The 19,986-nt window shown below is 46.7% G+C and carries 13 protein-coding genes and 1 pseudogene; 2 read left to right on the top strand and 12 right to left on the bottom strand.

Going from position 1 to position 19,986, the window contains the following annotated elements; translation table 11 throughout:
* The first annotated feature begins 85 nt into the window (after positions 1-85).
* Both CWO84_RS19880 and CWO84_RS19875 read left to right on the top strand, forming a co-directional pair.
* Positions 86-2,362, top strand: coding sequence for a Tex family protein (locus CWO84_RS19880; protein ID WP_033155671.1), 2,277 nt, complete (start codon positions 86-88; stop codon positions 2,360-2,362).
* Positions 2,363-2,465: 103 nt separating this feature from the next.
* Positions 2,466-2,846 carry an exosortase system-associated protein, TIGR04073 family gene (locus CWO84_RS19875; protein WP_033155672.1) on the top strand — a complete coding sequence of 127 codons (381 nt, stop codon included), beginning with the start codon at positions 2,466-2,468 and terminating at the stop codon, positions 2,844-2,846.
* Between the two features lie 44 nt (positions 2,847-2,890).
* On the opposite strand, the gene CWO84_RS19870 is transcribed toward CWO84_RS19875, so the two are convergent.
* The 12 genes and pseudogenes from CWO84_RS19870 to CWO84_RS19820 form a co-directional block, all read right to left on the bottom strand.
* A complete protein-coding gene (locus tag CWO84_RS19870; RefSeq protein ID WP_101054750.1) occupies positions 2,891-6,337 on the bottom strand; it encodes an SbcC/MukB-like Walker B domain-containing protein in 3,447 nt (1,148 codons plus the stop codon).
* 166 nt (positions 6,338-6,503) lie between these two features.
* Positions 6,504-8,513 (bottom strand): hypothetical protein, encoded by a 2,010-nt coding sequence (locus CWO84_RS19865; protein WP_133120721.1) that lies wholly within the window; start codon positions 8,511-8,513, stop codon positions 6,504-6,506.
* Positions 8,514-8,590: 77 nt separating this feature from the next.
* On the bottom strand, positions 8,591-8,935 hold the full coding sequence (locus tag CWO84_RS25055; RefSeq protein WP_276308166.1) for a pilin: 345 nt from the start codon (positions 8,933-8,935) through the stop codon (positions 8,591-8,593).
* 3 nt (positions 8,936-8,938) lie between these two features.
* Positions 8,939-9,052 (bottom strand): annotated as a pseudogene (locus tag CWO84_RS25050) (prepilin-type N-terminal cleavage/methylation domain-containing protein); the annotation flags it as partial.
* A gap of 278 nt (positions 9,053-9,330) precedes the next feature.
* Positions 9,331-11,115, bottom strand: coding sequence for an asparagine synthase-related protein (locus CWO84_RS19855; protein ID WP_240618101.1), 1,785 nt, complete (start codon positions 11,113-11,115; stop codon positions 9,331-9,333).
* 14 nt (positions 11,116-11,129) lie between these two features.
* A complete protein-coding gene (locus CWO84_RS19850) occupies positions 11,130-12,239 on the bottom strand; it encodes an AMP-binding protein (RefSeq protein ID WP_240618100.1) in 1,110 nt (369 codons plus the stop codon).
* Between the two features lie 236 nt (positions 12,240-12,475).
* The gene (locus CWO84_RS19845; RefSeq protein WP_101054735.1) at positions 12,476-13,681 is read right to left on the bottom strand and encodes a glycosyltransferase; all 1,206 of its coding nucleotides are present in this window, start codon (positions 13,679-13,681) and stop codon (positions 12,476-12,478) included.
* Positions 13,671-14,888 carry a TIGR04063 family PEP-CTERM/XrtA system glycosyltransferase gene (locus CWO84_RS19840; protein ID WP_101054732.1) on the bottom strand — a complete coding sequence of 406 codons (1,218 nt, stop codon included), beginning with the start codon at positions 14,886-14,888 and terminating at the stop codon, positions 13,671-13,673. Before CWO84_RS19840 ends, CWO84_RS19845 begins: the two co-directional genes overlap by 11 nt.
* Before the next feature lie 64 nt (positions 14,889-14,952).
* Entirely contained in the window at positions 14,953-16,029 is a 1,077-nt protein-coding gene (locus CWO84_RS19835) for a nucleotidyltransferase family protein (RefSeq protein WP_101055049.1), read from the bottom strand.
* A gap of 11 nt (positions 16,030-16,040) precedes the next feature.
* Positions 16,041-16,946 (bottom strand): HprK-related kinase A, encoded by a 906-nt coding sequence (locus CWO84_RS19830; protein WP_225892893.1) that lies wholly within the window; start codon positions 16,944-16,946, stop codon positions 16,041-16,043.
* A gap of 283 nt (positions 16,947-17,229) precedes the next feature.
* The gene (locus CWO84_RS24225; protein ID WP_129871430.1) at positions 17,230-17,994 is read right to left on the bottom strand and encodes a hypothetical protein; all 765 of its coding nucleotides are present in this window, start codon (positions 17,992-17,994) and stop codon (positions 17,230-17,232) included.
* A gap of 106 nt (positions 17,995-18,100) precedes the next feature.
* Positions 18,101-19,984: an XrtA/PEP-CTERM system amidotransferase gene (locus CWO84_RS19820; RefSeq protein ID WP_101054729.1), complete on the bottom strand. Its 1,884-nt coding sequence runs from the start codon at positions 19,982-19,984 to the stop codon at positions 18,101-18,103.
* Positions 19,985-19,986: the final 2 nt, after the last annotated feature.

Raw genomic sequence — 19,986 nt, 5'->3', positions numbered from 1 at the left:
TCACTCCATTTCTGATAGTTCGCTTTTTCAAGAACCCACGCTAATGTAGAATTGGGCCTTTATACCAATTTCATTTTAGCTACAGATGGACGTTATCCAACGCATTGCCGAAGAACTTTCAGTTAAGCCGCAACAAGTCGCCGCCGCAGCCGCCCTATTGGACGATGGCGCCACGGTGCCCTTCATAGCCCGCTATCGCAAAGAAGTAACCGGTGGCCTGGACGATACGCAACTGCGAAATCTTGAGGAAAGATTGATTTATTTGCGGGAACTTAACAGCCGCCGCGACTCAATTCTCGACACCATTCGCTCGCAAGGAAAGCTCACCCCGGAACTGGAACTAGCAATACTCGACGCCGACACCAAAACGCTTCTGGAAGACCTATACCTACCCTACAAGCCTAAACGCCGCACCAAAGCGCAAATTGCTCGAGAAGCCGGTCTTGAACCATTAGCCGACGCCATCCTGGATAATCACGACCTAATCCCCGAACAAATCGCAGCTAGCTATATCGACGCTGAAAAAGATATCGCGGATGTCGCGGCAGCCCTGGAGGGCGCCCGTCAGATCATCATGGAGCGTATTTCCGAAGATGCCGAACTACTTGCTGAATTGCGCGAACGTGTTTGGAACAAGGGCATCCTGCACGCCAGCGTCGTGACCGGCAAGGAAGCAGAGGCAGCAAAATTCAAGGATTATTTCGACTACAGTGAAGCGATCAATAAGATTCCGTCGCACCGTGCCTTGGCCTTGTTCCGCGGTCGTAACGAGGATTTACTATCCTTAACCCTAAAACCGGCGGAACTGGATCAAGAAGAACATCAGCTATGTTCACAATTCGTTAGTCAACGCCTGCAAGTTAAAGACACAGAAAAACCCGCCGATGCCTGGTTGGCCGAAACCGCCCGCTTTGCCTGGAAAATCAAACTATTTACCCGTATCGATATGGATCTAAAGCTAAGACTGCGCGAGGCCGCCGAGCAAGAAGCCATTAGAGTGTTTGCCAGCAATTTGCGCGACTTGATGCTGGCGGCGCCAGCCGGTCCCAAAGCGACCATGGGCCTGGACCCCGGCATTCGCACAGGCGTCAAAGTTGCTGTGGTTGACGCAACCGGCAAGCTGTTGACCACAGAAACCATTTACCCGCATCAACCTAAGAACCAATGGGATCAATCGATAGCAGTTCTGGCTAAATTGATCAAGCAGCACCAAGTACAACTGGTGAGTATCGGTAACGGCACCGCTTCTCGGGAAACTGATCAATTGGTTGCAGACTTGATGAAGCAACATAAAGACCTTAATTTTCAAAAAATCACAGTTTCCGAAGCCGGCGCGTCGGTATATTCGGCATCGGAACTGGCTGCCAAGGAGTTTCCAGACCTCGACGTCTCATTACGCGGCGCAGTATCGATAGCCCGCCGACTACAAGACCCACTGGCGGAACTAGTGAAAATCGATCCAAAATCGATAGGCGTTGGTCAATATCAACATGACGTCAACCAAGTGCAATTGGCTCGTATGCTCGATACCGTGGTAGAGGATTGCGTGAACGCGGTCGGCGTAGACGTAAACACAGCTTCGGTAGCTTTGCTGAAACAGGTATCCGGACTAAGCAGCAGCATCAGCGAAAACATCGTTGCGTTTCGCGATGCGAATGGCCCCTTTGCAAACCGCAATCAGCTGAAAAAAGTGCCGCGCCTAGGCGATAAAGCGTTCGAACAAGCAGCCGGCTTTCTCAGGGTCATGAACGGCGACAACCCGCTAGACGCATCTGCCGTACATCCAGAAGCCTACCCCGTGGTCAATGCAATCCTAGATGATACGGGCAAATCAATCCGCGACTTGATCGGCCAAAGCCAGTTTTTACGAGGCCTGAATCCGGCAAACTATGCCAACGCCAATTTTGGCGTTCCCACCGTTTCGGATATTTTGCAGGAACTGGAAAAACCAGGCCGCGACCCGCGTCCGGAGTTTAAAAGCGTACAATTCAAGGATGGCGTGGAGAAAATTACCGATCTTGAACCCGGTATGACTTTAGACGGCGTCGTGACCAACGTCGCCAATTTCGGTGCTTTTGTTGATATTGGCGTACATCAAGACGGTTTGGTGCATATTTCACACCTGGCGGACGACTTTGTTAAAGATCCACGTAGCATCGTAAAAACCGGTGATATGGTAAAAGTGCGCATACTGGAAGTGGATGTGGCACGCCAACGTATCTCTCTAAGCATGAGAAAAAACGTGGATGCCGGTGAGATTATTCCAAAAGAAAAACCGCAAAGAACCGCTCACAAACCTAAACAGCAGCCCGCGCTACAGAACAGCATGAGCAGCGCATTTGCCAAGGCGTTGAAAAAGTAAACAGTTCACGGCTCTGCTATACTTTCGAGCGATTGTCGGTCGAAGCGGTAAATCCGACTCGACCAACAGATACTCAAATCCGTTTTAATATACAGGATCAGTTATGAATCGAAATACTCGCGCCCTGACCACTGTTTTATTCGCAGCTTTTCTAATGACCAGCTTGCCCAGCCTAGCGGAAGAGGCCGAAACCTATGGCGAAACCTTCGGGCGAAAACTGACTACCGGCCTCGCCAACATCACCACATCTTCCCTGGAAATACCGAAAAACATTATTTTAATCAATAATCAAAGCAATGTTATTTACGGCTTTATCGGCGGTACTTTTAAAGGGTTATTGAATATGGGAGGAAGAATCGGCGTCGGCGTGCTGGATTTGGTTTCCTCGCCAATCCCTACGCAGCCCATCGTCTATCCTTTATATGTTTGGGACAATTTCAACGCGGAAACCACCTACGGCAAAGCCTTCCGCCCCAGCAATTAATTACTTAATTTTGTGGTGGAGCGTTCACCTACTCCACCGTCAGATCAAGCAACCATCTTCAACTCGCTCATACCGTTGGCTTTTTTTACCAATTCAATCTGCGTTTTGATGCGCTTTTTTACCCCTTCGACGTGGGAAATTACACCGACCGTTTTCCCTTGAGTCTTCAAGCCTTCTAAGGCACTCATTGCCAAATACAGGGCTTCCGCATCTAAATTACCAAAGCCCTCATCCAGAAACAGTGAATCGATCGCCTTACCGTTGTTGGCAATCTCGGCTAGCGCCAAAGCCAAGGCCAAACTCACCACAAAGCTCTCGCCACCAGACAAGGTTTTCGGCAATCGCCGTAGATTTTTTTGTTTGGTATCTTCAACCTCTAGCGCCAAGCCATTATCACTGGCCAAACTGCGGATATAGTAACGTCCGCTTAGTTTTTCCAAAATCCGGTTGGCTTGCGACAACAAATTATCCACCAACAACTGTTGAATACGCCGCCGGAAACCACCCTGCTCGTCGTTAATCAACTTCATTTCCGCTTCGGCTTGTGCATGTATCACCCTTTGCTCAGCCAAAAGCGCCTGAAGGCTCTGATATTTTTCTTGATAAGCTGACTGTTTATCCAGCTTAGTTTCCAACGTAGCCACTTCTTGTTCGGCAATATCGATTTTCTGGGATAGCTGGCGTTGGATTGCCAAAAGGTCGGCTTCGTTTAAATCGGACGGCATAACCGCCAATTCCTTTTGTAAATCGGCTGACAGTTTAGCCAGTTCTTCGTCGATTGCTGCCAATTGCGTATTTTGCTGTTCCAGCTTTTGCTCAATTTCAGCCCGCCTATCGATCAGCTCTAAAGCCGACCGCAAACTATCGACATCAGTAAAAACGCCACCCGCAATTTTATTAGCTAATACTCGCCGCATTGCATCTAGTTCAAGTTGCTGGGTGGCTATTTGCCGCTCCAATTCGACGATGAGTTTTTGCTTCTCCAGGATAACTAGATGCAAACCCAGCGATTCTTCCGTTTGCAAGCTAGTCAAAGCGTCTGCCATCTGCTCCTGATAACTGGCTATTTTTGCCTGACTAGCGTACAGTCTATCTTGCAAGCTAGCAACTTCCTCCAGCAAGCCCTTCTGACGTAACTCGCGGATTTGGTAATCCTGGCGTCGAGTATTGAGCTTATCGAAGACTATATTTTCTTTGCCTTTTCCTGGTAACTTCTCACCCAATAAAGCCAACTGCTTTTCCAGTTTATCAACAAGCGCCTTTTGCTCCGCCGTACGACTAGCGAAAAGCTGTTCGGATTCGATGTATTCCTGAGGCCGATTACGCCAAGTGGCATCAAGTTGCTCCACCGACGCCGTTAATTTTTCTACCAAAGCCTGCTTGGCTTCTAGCTCGGCCGTCCACTTAGCCACATTACGCTGTAACTGCGCGTGATCATTGACCAGGTTTTTGATTTTCTCCAACTCCTGGGCTTCTGTGTCCCACAAGCGTTTTTGCAAAGACAAATTATTGATGTCCAGCTCCGCACTGACGACATTTAAACGGTTGCTCAAAACCAACCATTGCGAGCGCATTTGCTGCAATCTTTGCTGCCGAGCAGACAATTGAGTACCTTGCTTTTTTGCCACTGCCAACTGCCCGGAGACACTATCGATAGCTGCTTTTAAGGCCTGCATCTTGCCGCGCTGATCGATTAAGGCTTTTTTAGAGTTGGTTTGGATTGGCGGTTTAGAAACATAGGGATGATCTAAGGAGCCACATAAAAAACACGGTTTACCATCAACCAACTTGCCGCGATCACCGCTAAATTTTTTCAGCAATGCCTCATTCAGCACAGCTTGCTCCAAGGCTTTGCCGATATTTTCTTCACGGTCCATCTCGTCTCGCAGGGCATCCAGCCTGGCTTGCAAGCGGGTCTCATCGGGCAGTTCCGGCGCTTTATTACGAGAGAACCAACTAAAAAAACTTTTTTTGGTAAATTTGGCATTAACCGCAGCCAGCGAGTGCAGCTCCTGAAAATCATTGACCCGTGTTTGCTGCTCTACCAGTAACTCCTTCAACTCCTCGAAACTTTTACCTTGCGCCAACTCCAGTAGGGTTTTACGTGCAGCTTCAATACGCTCATTCAAATCGGCAACCGCCGTTTTAGTATCGCGCAAAGCAGTCTGGTTTTTTTTCAGCGCCGCAGTCGTGTTTTTAGTCCAATTGGCTTGTGTCTTCTGCTTACCGGCCAACTCCGCCAATTCTGTCCGGAGATTACGTAACTGCACGACATCGGGAAAGTCAGACTGCAAACTAGCATCCACCTGATGATCTTGTAACCAGCCGTCTATTTCCGCAAGACTTGCCTTTCTTTCCTCCAATTGCTGTTGCAGCGTCTGCACCAGTTCGGCTTCACGCGGCAACTCCAGCTTCAGATCACCCACTTTCAATTTCAGCGCATCAATAGCCTGTTTTTGCTCCTCTACGCTTTTACCATTCAGGCTTGGGACGATTGCGTTACTGACATCTTCACCAAGTTGGCGCTGTAGCGCATTCAGCTCCTGACGATAAGCATCCAAGGTCGCCTGACTTTGGACAATCTGTCCCTGCTTACCGTCCAATAAAATTACTTCTTCGCGAAACTGTGTCGCTTGCTGACAATCGGCAATTTTCTGTAAATCGTCTTGTAAAAGCTTAATTTGCGCTTCAACTTTCTCTGACTGTTCGAGAAGTTGTCTTTGGCGTCCTTCTAATGAATGAATGTTTTTTATTGTCAGTAGTTGCTGTTGCAACTGTTTTTGTTGGTTTTTTAACTCCGCAACTTGGTCCTTGAAATCCTGTAAGTCTTGCTCGCCGGCTTGCAAGGCTTCCGGACTGAGTAAAGGAATCAGATCAATATCCTGTTGTAGTTGCGTTAAACGACTGAGCGATGTATGAAAGTTACCTTCAGTCCGCTGCCGATACTCAACATAGATCTGGGTACCGCTGATTTTTTCCAGAATGTCCATGCGCTCGCTATCCAGCGCATTTAGAAAAGCGGCAAAGTCGCCCTGCGGCAAGACCATGGATTTGCTGAATTTATGAAAGTCCATGCCCGTCAACTCGGCAATTTTGGTCCGTACTGTATTTGGTGTCCTGGCGAGTAACTCCGAATCATCGTTTAACTTAGTCAAGCTCATTTCCGGCTGTAAAACCTGATCTTGATTTGCGTCAGCAGGCCGTTTTACCTGCCATGAGGAACGAAACCTCTCGCCATCTAAAGCAAATTCAACCTGTGCGAAGCTATCGTTTGCCTGCTTGGTGATTACATGCTCGGCAGGCTTGTCGAAACGAAAAGTCTCACCGTATAGGCCTAGCGTAATCACATCAAGGATACTGGTCTTACCGGAGCCGTTGGGGCCAGTGATAGCAAACACACCACTGTCGGCAATAGGTCCCTGGTCGAAATCGACTCGGCCTTCGCCTTCCAGTGAATTGATATTTTTGAAGACTATATTGAGTATCCGCATAATCCCAGGCTTTAAGGGCTGTTGGTGGCAATTTGCTCGACCTCGAATAGCGTCAAGCTAATCCCAGCAAAACTGATTGAAAATCTATGCGGGTATTTTAGTGAATTTGACTCAGGCGCGCTGATTAATCTGAATTTTTCGGCAAAGCGACCAGTTAGTAGAAGGACTAACGGCTTAGTACTGCAATATTTTGGCGGAGCGTACTGAACTCTTGCTTATCAAAGCCATTTGCAACGCCTCGACCCTCAGCCATTTTGATCACCTGTTCCGCTGTGTCATATTCCTTTAGGTGAATGAGTAAATCGGCTTTCTCAATGTAGAAATACATTCTGTCAGGCGATTGCGCAATGGCTTTATCAACATTTGCAAAAGCCTCTTCAATATGGCCTTGAAAAAAACATATTTTGGCTTTGATGATATACAGCACCAATCTGTCGGAAAAATCGGGCTGCGCCAAGGCAGCGTCCGTCCATTCCATCACATCCTCTGAAATATTCTTACACTGATATTCAGCATTGAGAAGGCAGCTTGTCATCAACCGCAACGTTACCAATGTTCGCACCGAGTAAGCCTTGTTGGCGATACGAGCCAGAACCTCCTGATGCACCAACGATTTCAACGCCTGCATATAGTGGCTATCCAGTATGAGCGGATCGTCATAACGTTTTGGCATGGCAATTCCTGGCTGATCATTTTTAGCATCTTGAAAGTAAAGAAGCTTGTTCAACTCCATATAGACTTGAACCAAAGTAGCAACCTCTAATTCATTACCTTGTGCCGCCAATAAATAATAACGGTAACTTTCGGGATTCGGCCCAAGTTTTACTTCAAGACTATGGGCATAGAGACTATTTGCCCTGATCGACGTCGGATGATTGCGCACTTCAAAATAACTTAAAGCGTCCAAACTTGACCAAATTGAAGCACGAGAAAAAGTAGCTAGCCCCAAACTAAACACGACTACAGCGAATAGAATATTTAATAACTGTTCACTGATTAATTTAGAAAAAATATTATAGGTCAACGCAACTGTTGCGATGACCAACCCAATACTGGGTACATAATTACGATGCTCGTAAATTAATTCCAGCGCAAAAATACTGGACTCCATACTTTGGCCAACCAAAAACCAAAGAATACCAAAATTAAAAAATGGCGTTTTTTTGCGTACGCAATTGAATACACTGAGTACCAGTAAGCAAAGAATACCTATGACAGAATAAAAGGTACTGATCGGCTGAAACAAACTCTTGCTCAAGGAGAAATCATCATGGTCGAAGCTGAGCTGGGTATTGTCCGGATAAAACAGTAAGCTCAAATAATAAAACAACACTCTGGTCTGAGTCATTACTCGTTCAGCAAGAGTAAAGTTGCGTGTCGCATATCCGCCCAATACGTATTCCGGGTGACTAAATAAATAAATGATTGCCACGAAAACTGGTAGGACCACAGTTATTGCATAGAACACTTGCACACGTACACGGGAAGTATCATTGGGAATCGATGGCAGCAGAATCTCAGATACAACTATCAACAGAGGTAATAGTAGAGCGTTTTCCTTAGCCAAAATACCCAACCCGGAGCCGAACAGAGAACCAACCAGCATCAACAAAATACTGAAAGGCTTTTCTAGTTGAAGCCTACCCTTTAAAAAAATCAAAAAACCTGTCAGCATAAAAAAACAGGACAAACTGTTCATTCGTTGCACGACGTAAAGCACAGAGGTTAACTGCAACGGGTGCAATCCCCATATCAATGCTGACATTAAAGCCAATTTTTGTGCAGGATAGTTTTGAGCAGTTGCGCTAAACAGCAATCGACTGAGAAAAAAAACTAGAACACTATTGACAACGTGAATAGCAATATTCGTCAACTTAAACGCGATAGGATCGAAGTACTGACCTGCGAAATAGTAATTCAACGCAAAACTTACATTGGCTAAAGGTCGTTTAAAAACCCCGCTGGCATTTGAGCTCCATGTTGACATTAGCTCACTGAAATTAAGATGAGTCAGTAACACACCCTTATTTTGCAGAATATTCGGATAATCATCGGCTATAAACGGACCCATCCGACCAGGAAAATAGACAATTAAAATCAGAAAGCCAATTAAACCCAATTTGACCCAATCACTTTGCCAACTTCTTCTGAGCGTACACCCCAACCAGATCGTCATAATTTATACTGAAAAGACATACCAAAAAAACAAAAGGGGCTGTAAGCCCCTTTTGCATACCGTTAAAAATCTAATTACTAGCTTTTTGGACGATATTTTGCTGGCAAGGTACTGTTTGTATTGTCAACAGTCCATTGCATGCCAACACCAGTTGCACATTGACCTGAATAAACTAGTTTATTGGCACCGCTCACCACGTCTGTACCCAAAGCACCGCCCGTTGTGTACAAAATTGTTACTCTAGCACTACCCGTGGACGCAGAGGTAATCTGAACAGACGTAACATACTTACCAACGATTGAAGTTGGCTGAGCCAAACCGAAAGTCGCGTTGCCTGTTGTACTCACACCCAGTGTTACTTCACTACAACCCACGCCACCGGCAGTCAGCGCTGGTGAAGCCAAACTTGGACCTTCAGACACTTTGGATTTAACTGTGTAATCCTGGTAAGCCGGGATCGCAATGGCCGCCAAGATACCGATGATCGCAACTACGATCATTAATTCGATCAAGGTAAAACCTTGTTGCACTTTTTGCATTTGCTTATTCATAACCACCTTCTTTTTTATGATGAACGGAACTTAAAACTCTCAGACTTATTAACAATTAGCATGCCAATTATCTTCCGAACAGAATAAAACGATAAAATTAAGCCTATTCCACATACATTTCAAAGCCTTACACAACGCCCTAACAAATAAAAAAATGCAATATTCCTGTAGCCACAACCTTATCAAAAAAGTAGTTTTTGTTAATAACTGACGTTTTTTGTCACCCCCCCCCCTGTAAATCGCTAAATAATTTGGGGATTGGTTGACTACAAACTCTTACCGGCAAACCAAAACTCCAGCATCATCAACATCCACACTAAATCACCGTAATAGGCGGCATGCACACTTTGATGCATCTCGATAGCATGATCCAAAAAATCCGGTTTAAAAAACTCGCGCCGCTTCAAATCATTTATTGCGCCATAAGCCAGTTGCTTAAGCGGCTGATGGTCCTTCAGCCAAACGCCGAAAGGCAATCCAAAGCCGTGCTTAGGCTTATTGATAATCCGCTCCGGAAGAAAATCCACCATGGCCTGTTTGTAAAACCAACGCAGCTTTTGCCCTCGCAACTTGTCATTGGATGGAATTCGGCAAGACAAGTCGAGAATGCGTCTATCCAACAAGGGGTAGCAGACTTCAACGCCTGCCATTTCGCACATTCTATTTACCTTGACCAAATCGTTGTCGTGCAACGTGTTTTTCCAATCCAGATACAACATACGGTTCAAGGTACTAGCAGACTCCGGCCGCCAATAGTCTTCCCTAAACTGGCGTAAGGGCGCAGAAGTATCAATTTCCACTAAAAAATCAGCTTGAAAAATGTCTGCCGCAGCATGCCTATGCAAAAAATTGTAATCCTGGAGGCGGTCTGGCATCGCTGCGTTCGCTTGATCGATATAGCGTTTTGCCTTAAACGGTAGTTTCTGTTTGGCTATTACATCCGGCAAGTTATTTAATGTTGCTTCGAGGCCAGCGCTTAGGAATTTTGGCAGGCGATGATAACTCTCGAATAACATTTGCTTGGCATAGCGCTCGTTACCCGCAAAAATCTCGTCCCCCCCATCACCCGCTAGCAAACGGTCAACACCATGATCCTTTGCCAACTTGGCGCAATAATACGCTGCCAAGGCAGACGCATTCCCAAACGGCTCATCATAGTAAGCCGCTATTGCCGGCACGGCATTAACGGTATCCTCGGGCGTGACGTAGTACTGGTGTTGCCGCGTGTTGAAACGTTGCACTGCAATATTGGCGTACTCGATTTCATCATAGCCGTCAGCGTCAAAACCCATCGAAAAGGTTTTCGCCTTGCCTGGAAATACCTTTGCCAAGGCCCCCGCCACACTGGAACTATCCAGCCCACCACTCAGAAACGCGCCGGTATTGTCTTCAGTATCGGCCATACTTCTGACCGCTTCGATTAACTGCTGCTGCAATTCCAGGCCGGCTTGATGCAAATTGCAGGATTGCTCACGAAATACCGGTAGCCAATAGCGTTTTAAGCTGATTCGTCCGTTGTGATAAACCAAGCACTGCCCACCTTCCAGCTTTTTAACTTGCCGATAAATCGTTGTAGGGCTGGGACAATGGTTGAGATAGATGTAATCAAATACCGCTTGCGGCGCAATGTCGTTACTGACCTGAGGATGACGCACTACAAAATCGGCACTTGAACCGAATATTAGGCCATCGGCGATTTCTGCGTAATAGATGTTACTGAGACCAATCGGATCGGTAGCCAACATCAGCAGCTGCTGATTGGTATCGATAAGCAGCAAGGTATCAGCTTCCGGCAAACCGACTAAAAAATCGACACCGCGACTTAAATAGGCATCCCACAAACTCTGCGAGCGACCTGATCGCGAACCGGACTGCGGGACGAGCAACAACACCCCATTACTGTCCGTCATATCGGTCGCAGCGGTTGAAAAAGCGAAGTTCTGACCATGCCGAACATTAAATATTGAATCCGCCGCCGTCATTTGCCCCAGCAAAGCGATAGATTCATCTTTCTGGAGACCGCTCCCCATCCATCCTGCAAATTTTGTCATAGTGATCGATATAGTTATGCCTTGACGTGACTAATCACATAACGGAACTTTCCTGAACGTTCCTTGGGAATGTAATCGGTGTATTCGATATTGATGGTAACGGCTTGTCCTAAACGTTTTTTAAATTCGTCGACGATTTTTTGTTCGTAAGCCGCTTGATATTTTAGGGTTTTAACAATTTGCACAGTGGTTTTATCCAAACTATCTTGGGTGATTTTAAAGGAATCAACGCCTTCTAAATCTCGCAAGACATAAATCAATGCCAAGCCATGCAATACTGTTCCATCCTGAGCAACTACAAAATCGGTGGTTCGACCTTGAATCTCCTCCAGCACTGGTAATCCGCGCCCGCAGGCACAGACTTTATCCGACAATATTCCCATATCGCCGGTACGATACCGAATAAACGGAAAATCTCTGGTTGCCATATGCGTAACCACAATTTCACCGAGCTCTCCGTTAGGTAAAGGCTGGCCTTGTTTGTCTACAATCTCGACGACAATGTCCTCAGCGGTAATATGCATACTGCCTTTGGGACACTGATGCGCGATAAAACCGGCATCACGCCCGCCGTAACCATTCGCGACCGGACAAGCAAACACGCTTTCTATTTTTGTCCGCTGATGATCGTACAGCCGTTCCGATGTCACGAAAGCCACTTTAATCCCCAAATTATGCAATGCCACGCCCCGCTTCTCAGCATGACTGGCAATGTGGGCCAACGCAGAAGGATAACCAAATAACATTTTCGGACGAATCTGCTGGATTTGTCGAACAAAGCCGTCCAACTTCTCCGACGACATTTCGAACGCCGGAATCAAATGTGTACGCAACAATTTATCGCGTAACAAGCGAATTTTATCTTGCGCCCCTAGTTCGATTGGAGATCCCCAAATTACTGCTTCCGGATCACCTATATCCACACCCCACCAACGGGTAGCTCGCCACTTTGCCGCGACATCATGACTAACTCGGCGGCTACCGATGTAAAAAATCAATGGTTCTCCACTGGAACCGCCAGTGTTGAAACGTGCGAGTCTTTTAGCATCATCCGCTCTCATTTCATCAAGATGCTGTCTGATTTCCGGCTTACTTAACAACGGTAGCTCGGCTAATTTTTTCACACTATCAAGGTTCGCCGGATCAAACCCCAAGTTAGCGAACAACTGCCTGTAGTAAGGCACATGAATTTGTACGTCTTGCAGAAACGCGCGTAAATGTTGCAATTGCAACTGCCTAATCTCGTCGGGTTTTAGCCACTGACTGCGCTCCATGCCGCGCCTAACTTTGACGGTACTATGCTTTTTTAAGGCTTCGTGAAGCGGAAAGATTACCGTTGAACAAAAAGACGTATAAAAGCTCATGACCTCACCAGTTTTTTAAATTCCGCCAACAAAATATCCACCCGCTTATCCCAAGAGTTATCAGCCGCATAATTTACAAGCGCTTGCCGGTCCCACTGCCGTTGCAAAGCATGTTCAAGCGCCATTAACAATGCGTCAGCATCCCCAAACGGCACGATAGTACCCAATGTTTCATCAGCAACCACCTCGCGATTGCCGCCAACATCGGTGCTAATCACCGGCAAGCCGCAAGCCATAGCCTCCAGAAACACGTTAGCCCAGCCCTCGTTGGCAGTAGCCAGCACAAACAAATCGGCTGCCGATAATGGGCCAAGCAATTGTTCTGCAGGCAAAGCCCCAAGAAAACGCACATGTTGGTCAATATTCAGCGTTTCAACTTGTTGCTCCAAGCGACTGCGAATATCGCCTTCCGGACTAGCGCCTCCGACGATCAAGTATAGCAATCGCGGGTATTTTTCGATTAATGCCGGCAAAACTTCGATCACTCGGTGAAAACCTTTTCTATCGACCAATCCGCCGACCGAAATCAGTACTTGGGCGTCTTCAGGAATTTGCCAATGTTGCCTTGCCTGTTTTTTATCAATAGGAAAAAATTTCGCGGTATCGATGCCGTTGCCGACCACCTGGATTTTTTTCGCGTCGGCGCCTAAATCCACTACGTGCCGCTTTAAAGAATCCGATACCGAAAATACTCGGGAGGCATCATTAAGAGCTTTTAATAATCGTTGGCGGCGACTGGGAATTTTAGACAACGGCACCTCTGTGCCGCGTAAAGTGATGGTGACCGGCACCTTAAACCATTTCCCGAGTAACGTGGCCGCATAACCGTCAGGGTATGCGAAGTGCGCATCGATCACATTAAATACGAAGCTCTTTTTTAATTGACGACAAATCAAAAAACTACAGATTGCCATAAAAAAGCCGTCCCAAGAACGTCCGATTCCGGGTATCGATAAAAAGCGCGGGAAATAGACAGAAATACCGTCTTGATTTTCGTATTTATCCGGTTGCGGCCGATAATTCGGTTTAAACCATTGAATCAGGCTTTGCAGTGGGAACCAAGGCACCGGGGAAATGATTACTAAAGAACAATGACCGGCCACTTTGGACATGCGCTCGCGAATAAAAACGCCAGCGTTAGGCCTGACACGACTGGGATACAAAGAACTGAAAACAATCAGCCTTGGCGAGTTATCGGCCATCGTTACCCGCCATTATCCTGCCGTAAACAGCCTGATAATGACTGACACTGCGCTGCCAATTACGCTCTTCTTCGACATAGCGCCTACCGGCTCGCCGCACCTGCCCCCATTGATCTTGCTGATCGAGGACCGCCAACACCGTTTGCGCCAAAGCTGTCTTATCCCCAGCCTTGAAGAGATAGCCAGTTTCCCTGTCTCGAATTAACTCATGATGCCCACCGACATCCGAAGCCACCAACAAGCGGCCTTGCGCCATGGCTTCCAGCGGTTTTAAAGGTGTCACCAAATCGGTTAAGCGCATCGCCAAGCGCGGATAAACAAAGATATCGACCAGATTGTAATAGCGCTGCACTTGATCGTGAGCGACACGTCCGGGCAGAATGACGCAATCCTGTAAGCTCAGCGCCTCAATTTTCTGCAGGATTTGTTGCTGTTGCGGCCCACCGCCCACTAACAACAAACGCACATCAGGCTGCTGTTCGATAATGGCAGGCAATGCATCCAGCAATAGCAACAACCCCTCATAAGCATAAAAAGACCCGATAAAACCGAGCACAATTTTGCCGTTCAAATCCAACTCTACTTGCAAATCTGGCTCGGCGGCCTCGCCGTAGGTAAATTTATCGATATCGACGGCGTTGGGAATGACGGTAATTTTTTCCGCCGCGACTCCGCGGCCTATGATATCCCGGCGCAGACCTTCGCAAATAGTCGTCACCGCATCGGCACGCTTAAAAACATGTGTTTCCAATGCCTTAGTCAATCGGTAACGTAAACTACCTTCATGGGTGGTGCCATGATCGACGGCCGCATCTTCCCAAAATGCCCGGCATTCGTAGACCAACGGCAATCCGTATTTTTTTGCTACCTTTAATGCCGCAAGCCCGTTCAACGCGGGCGAATGGGCGTGCAGAATGTCCGGTTTGATCTGCGGAATAATTTCATCCAGCCGTTCCGCCAACGACTGTACGATGGCCCATTGATTTAAAACCGGCAATTTCGCCGCTAAACCTTGTGGGATAACAGATCGATAAAAGGTAAGTCCGTCAACGGTTTCAATGGGAGCTTCCGCGACTTGATGTTTGGCGGATGTGACATGAAACGTCTCCCAACCCAGTTTGCGTTGTTGCTCGAGAATCGCACGAGTACGGAAGGTGTATCCGCTGTGCAACGGAATGGAGTGATCCAATATGTGTAATATCTTCATGTCAAGAACGGGTTAAGGAATATTCCTATTGGCAACTTGCCGGGTTCGACATGATTGCCATGATTTATGTTGTTTTAGTATTGTCAGCCAGCCGAAACCACGCCTTTCTGATTAAATGCGGCACTAGTATATGCAAGGGCATTTTTAACCAATGCGAGCGAAGAAACAACAGCCAACGAGCAAAGCCGGTCAGGCTATCCATGCAGCTAGAATGGTGTGGTTTTAGGGCTTGCGAGAAAAGATAGTCCATAACTCGGTTTTTTCCGCCTCCCGCGTAGATGGTAGAAGCCTCAATGACACTATCAGGAACCGGAGTTGCCAATATTTTGGTGGCATAACGGAGGGCGTAAAACAAGGGCTTACCCAATCCCAACATTTCCGCTCGATGATGCAGATTTTGCCAAAAACGCGGATCGTTGCCACTAAATTCGCGTAGGAGCAAATCAATGTCGCTCAAATCGCGCAAACCATTTTCAAACTCTCCTCCCCAGAACAAATGGCTGGCACTATGGAGAACCATATCTTCGGGGGCCAAAACCCAATAATCGGTATCGGTTATCTTGACAGCGGCTTTTAGCAACAACTCGGCATCAGGGTATAAATTGCAAGTTTGCGGAAGTATATTGTGGTGAATATCCAGCGAAGTCCCACGCTTGATATGCCTAAGCGGCGGCAATTCATGCATCCACTGCTCGTAATAGCGCTGATCGTAATTATCCATCGATTCAGGAAGCCATCCATGCCATTTCAACGCATCTTTGACCTGTTTCAACTGAGTCTTCGGCACCAGTATATCAATATCGCTGAATACGCGCCCCAAACCAGCATTCAATCCGGATGCCGAATAAGCGGTGCCTTTCAACAAAATTAACCGAATATTCAAAAGCTTAAAGACCTGCAACAGGTTATGCAGCTCCCATTTGACGATGCGCTTTTGAGACAACCAATAAGTCTCGGCTGAATCGAGGTGATATGCAAAATGCTGTGGCGGGTTGAATAGTAGAAATTTTTTCTGGAAAAATGCCAGTCTGGCCAATACTCCGGCGCTCCTTGCTTGCCTTAACAACAGCTCCCAATCGGAATTCGAGTCAATACTATCTTTCGCCTTGAGCATCAAGTATTCATTCAACAAATCAGGCATCATGCGACTCTCTAGCGTACATCATCCAATAATTGCACAAATAAATCAGACGCATGGTTAAAATCGCCATCGTAAATGAAATCATACGCCTGACAGCTGTTTACCAGACCCAACATGGTCTCAAAACCCTGCGCACCTAGTACACTGTAATTGAATGAAAGGTCCGCCAGCCGCATGAACGCCTCAGCCTTTGGCACCGCAGATAAACTCAAGGATGATTCCGCTCGATACTTCGGAAATACAACCAAGCATGGCAGGGCGGTTTGGTCAGCTTTTGACACCGATTCGGAGGGCGGCTTCATCAGACAAACCGATCCTTTCAAAGTATCGTGAACAACTGGACTGAATTGGCAAAATGGAAAAGTATCCGCGATCACCGATATTGATTCGTTTTTCAAACTAACTGGACGCGGTACCGGAACAACATGCCCAGTTGCTCGATCCATCAAAGTTAATTCATCAGATAATAGTCGCCAACCGTTGTTGATTAATGCTGCGCACAATGTGCTCTTACCTGACCCCGGCGCACCAGGTAAAATTAACGCTTTACCGTTTCGTTCCACCACGGCGGCGTGAATAATTAGAAACCGGTGTGAGTAGCCGGATATACACCAGTTCAACCCCCACTCAAAGAATGGAAATGCCTGCACATAAGGCAAAGGCTTGAAAGGAATAAATTGATCAAAGGCAAATAGCACCTGTTTGCGAAAGAAACGTCTTACGCCCGCAGGCTGAATTAAGCGGACATAAAAGTCGCAAAAAGTATCTGGGGGTAATATCGGATAGGCAGAGTAAAGCTCAATGATACCCTGCTGAACTGACGGTATAGCAGAATGAATTCTAATTGAAAAAGGGCCAATCCTGATAACAAACTGCCCAGACGCTATCAAAGATGAAGTGGAATTAGGTCCGCGCAAAATAACTATATACTTTCAATAATCTTAAGCTTGCACAACTGGTCAAGTACGCTATTCAACGATTGCTTATCCAAATTACCCTCAGAATCGATAAAAATACTCAGTAATTCCGGCTCACTAATTGCGAATTCGGAACCGCTGATTATCGATAAAACCAAACTTGTATCTTTATCCAAATAATGAGTTTCACCGCTACCATGATGAAAAGCAACAGATTCATAACCAAAAGATACGAACTGAATAGGGAAGCTTCGATAAATTTTCCACTTCACAACATTAATGGCTATTGATGAAGATTAGCTAATAATTCAGCAGCACCGACTTCATTCGTTACCGCTAAGCTACCGTCATAGAAGGGCTCATGAAAAGCGCATAACCGATAAAGCTTTATCACCTCTGCGGGACTAACATCCTGAATGGACCCAGCACTGGCATTCAAATAGGCTACGCATGCATCCCGCTTGACTCCAGTTCCGGATAGGGCATCCCAAAAGGTAGTCGTATCTGATAGGCTAGTTGGATCAAATATCGACGCAAAAGTAGTTGCATTCTTGTAAGTATAGCTGCCGGAGATTCCACATTGGCTACCCGTGCTTGATGTCCCACCTGAAAAACTACTTTCAGCTAAAATGGCAGTACACATCGAAGCGGCCGGACTAGGTGGGACGGGATTTATGGGCGTATTTGTACCTTTTTTATAATATAGCGCCCCGTTGGATTTTCTCTCCACCCTGAAAGGACAGACGCGCGCCGCAATCCACTTCAAGTAATTTGGGTCCGTAGCAGTATCTACATTGCTTAGCCAGACGCTAGGAGACGTTCCTGCCCTACAAACCGACATATCCTCGGAATGACTCGACACATTGCCTGATTGCACTCCTGAGATGGTACATTGATAAACACTGCCTAAAGCGGTCTTACTGGTGAGTGTCATTAAAACCGGCGCGATCACACCTGCTTTCGCGAAAGACCTTCTGGATTTATCAAGTGACCTACCAACGTTCTGGGATTCTTCTGCAGTACGTTTCTGTTCATCTATTCTGTTCATCTGGAACCCTCTTAAATTAAACTTTGAATTGGTTCGCACTCTAGCAAAATACCTTGTATCTGTCTATTGCACACAGGTACAGATCCAGAATTTGAAAGTCGATCATTTAACTATTTCGAAGAAACGCTTCAAACATCAGCAATGACCAAATCGACGCGCTGTAATCGCGCAGCCCGGACTGATGCTGAGTAACCAAATGATGCAAATAAGCGTCATCGAACCACCCTGTGCTTTTCAGAGTTTCCCCCAGCAAGGCCTGCTGCACTCGCCCCTTTAACGGACCTCTAAACCAGTTACTTAATGGCACCGCAAACCCCATTTTGGGACGATAAAGAATATCATTAGGTAGATAAGGTTCCAATGCCTTCTTGAATAGATATTTACCTTCTCGCCCATGCAGTTTTAAATTAGGTGGCAAGGTTGCCATCCATTCCACTAACTTGTGATCTAGCAACGGCACCCGAACCTCCAAGGCATGGGCCATACTAGCCCGATCAACCTTAGTCAGAATATCTCCAGCCAAATAAGTTTTCAAATCCAAATATTGCACCATTGACAATGGATGATCAGGGGCTTGTTGTTTATACCGCCGGAATACTTCAATAGCCTTATAACCCTGCAACTCGCTTTTTAGACTGTCGCTAAATAATTGGCTGCGCATGCCGTTGGAGAGTACCGACACACTATGAAAATAACCTGCCATCGAATCTCTACCAATAGACTCGAATGTTGTTTTTGCCCTTAAAACCTTGGGCGCCCAATCCAGCTTTGGATATACCTTGCCCAAAGCAGAGAACAAAGGCATCCGCAACGCATCAGGCAATAATGCCCTCATCCTCTCTTCATAGGTATGCCAGCGATAGCGCCTGTAGCCAGCCAGATTCTCGTCGCCGCCGTCGCCAGATAACACCACGGTCACCTGCTTCTTGGCCAACTCGCAAACCCGGTAAGTAGGTAACGCAGAGCTGTCGGCATAGGGCTCGTCATATAAACCGGACAACTGATCAATCAAACTAAAGTCTTCGGGATCGACTTGTTCGACTCTATGTGCAGTGTGATAGCGGTCCGCAACCTGAGCGGCGAATTGCGCTTCGTTAAATTTAGGATCGCCGAAGGAAATCGAACAAGTATTGACCGGTTCTTTGGATAGTCCTGCCATCAATGCCACGACACCACTGGAATCGACGCCGCCAGACAGAAATGCCCCCAATGGCACGTCAGCGACCATTCTAATTTTCACAGCCTCGCGCAAGCGCTCGATTAACTCTTCACCGGCTTCTACTGCGTTGCCCGCAGAGGCCGTCTGAAATTTAACATCCCAATATTGTTTAGGCCGAAAGCCGTTCTGTCCTCGTTTAATCGTTAAACAATATCCAGGCTCAAGCTTGTAAACACCTTTATATATGGTTTTTGGATCGGGAATATAGCCAAAGCCGAAATAGTCCTCTACCGCAGTAGGGTCAACATTTTTAGGCAGTAAAGGGTGTTGTTTTAATGCTTTCAGTTCGGAACCGAAAATGAACTGACCGTTACTTAATTCAGCATAAAACAGCGGTTTTACGCCGAGACGATCTCTAGCCAAAAATAAGGTCTGCCGCGGCCTATCCCAAATCCCAAATGCAAACATGCCGCGCAAGCGTTCCACGCAAGACTCACCCCAAGCCTGCCAAGCATAGAGAATGACTTCTGTATCGCAATGCGTCCTGAAACTAAAGCCCAATGCCTCCAATTCTTCTCGCAATTCCGGAAAATTGTAGACCTCGCCGTTATAAGTCAACACCACATTGCCATCCTGACTATGCATGGGTTGTTGACCGCTGGACAAGTCAATAATGGACAGTCTGCGGTGTCCAAAACCCAAACCGGGCTCGGTATGCAAACCGCCTTCGTCTGGTCCCCGGTGGAACTGCGATTCGTTCATCCGCGACAACAAATTGCGGTCTATTTCACTAGCACCTGTAATATCGAAAATACCGACTATGCCGCACATAT

Origin of the sequence: Methylomonas sp. Kb3, assembly GCF_002834115.1 — a bacterium.
In the GTDB taxonomy this organism is placed as follows: Bacteria; Pseudomonadota; Gammaproteobacteria; order Methylococcales; family Methylomonadaceae; genus Methylomonas; species Methylomonas defluvii.
The sequence above is the reverse complement of the archived record's forward strand: the minus strand, read 5'-3'. Positions and strand labels throughout refer to the sequence as shown.